This window comes from Halorubrum tibetense, assembly GCF_042661865.1.
Lineage (GTDB): Archaea > Halobacteriota > Halobacteria > Halobacteriales > Haloferacaceae > Halorubrum > Halorubrum tibetense.
Genome location: NZ_JBHSWW010000418.1, coordinates 1 through 1515 on the forward strand (window position 1 = coordinate 1; position 1515 = coordinate 1515).

Annotated in this window: 1 protein-coding gene; it reads right to left on the bottom strand. The window is 67.6% G+C overall.

What is annotated here, in order from left to right; translation table 11 throughout:
* Positions 1-1217, bottom strand: a 1217-nt coding sequence (tatC, locus tag ACFQEU_RS15735; RefSeq protein WP_379783699.1) for a twin-arginine translocase subunit TatC, incomplete at its 3' end; no start/stop codon positions are given.
* Between the last annotated feature and the right edge of the window lie 298 nt (positions 1218-1515).

Genomic DNA, 1515 nt, shown 5'->3' on the forward strand with positions numbered 1-1515 from the left:
TCGTCGATCGCGGCCTGTGCCCGGGCGAGCGATTCCTCCTCGTCCATCGCCTCGAACGGCTCGGCGGGAGCCGCGTGCACGCCGGCCGCGTCGAGCTCCTCGAGGTCGATGGCGGTCGGGTCGCCGTACTGGTAGCCGGCGCTCGTCGTGTCGAGGTCGGTGTAGACCGCCCACAGCGTCGCGAGGACCCCGAACGCGAGCGCCCAGCCGACCGCGTAGATCGCGGCCGCGGTCACCGGGTCGACGCCGAGCCCCTCGCCCGGCGCGAGGAACCGCCAGTCGCTGCCAGCCCACCGGAGGAGGTCGTTGGCTCCGGTTCGACCGCCGTACTCGTAGAAGGCGTACACGATCCCGCCGCCGAGCACGCCGACGCCGAGCACGACGTTCCAGTGGGCTCGGACGGCGTCACCGACGTCGATCCGATCGGAGCTCCGCTTCGCGGTGACGACGAGCTTCGCGAGATAGAGGCTGAACCCGTACAGCGCGATGAGCGGGAACGCCCACATCAGCTGCGTGAACGGGTCCGGCGGCGAGAAGAACGCGCCGAACACGAAGATGGCGACGACGGCGTACCGCCACTTGTCGCGGAACGTCTCGTATTGGACGATCTCGGCGTAGGAGAGCCCGGTGATCAGAAGCGGCATCTGCCCCGCGAGCCCGAACGACAGCGAGAGGAAGACGATGAACTCCGTCCACATCACGATACCGTACGTGGGCTGGATCCCGGCTTCGAGTCCGAAGCCGGCCAGGAAGGAGAACATGATCGGGAAGAACGCGTACACGCCGTAGGCGACGCCGACGGAGAACAGCGCGGTCCCGAGGAGGAAGATCGCGGCGAGCTTCCAGCGGGGGATCGGGGTCTGTGGCCACATTCCCCGGGCGCGGAGCTCGTAGCGGGCGACGAACACCAGCGCGGGGAGCGCGATGATCGCGCCGACGATCAACGCGATCTTCGCTTGGAGGAGGATCACTTCGAACGGGGTAGTCGCGATGACGTCGAGCTCCTCGGCGACGGCGGGGGACATGTTCGCCTCCGTGATGCCGTAGAGGAACTCCCAGACGTACACGCGGAGCGCCCAGAACGTGACGAGGAATCCGAGGAGGAAGACGACGAACACCTTCTGGAGGTCCTTCTGGATCGTCCGAAGGAACGCCCTCGCCGAATCGCGGCCTTCCGCGATCGACTGTTGGGTGTCCTCGTCGAGGGCACTCGCCATACGGCGACCGAAGGGCGTGGTCGTTATCAACCTTTTCGACCGTGCCCGGGTCGAGGGCGAGCGATCCCTCCGGTCCGGAGCGGATGACCGGCTCCGAATAGCGTGGCCACCCCATCGTTCACCGACGATCCGTCGCCGCCATCCGAAAAGGCCTATAATCACCCGGTGGCGTACCTAAAGTGAATGGACGACGCCGACCGGTCACGCGACGAGCCGTCGGACCCCGAAGGGTCGCCGCAGTCGGGCGGATCCGCGGGAGACGACGACACGGAGCGACCGGACCGGTCGGCGTCGGCGG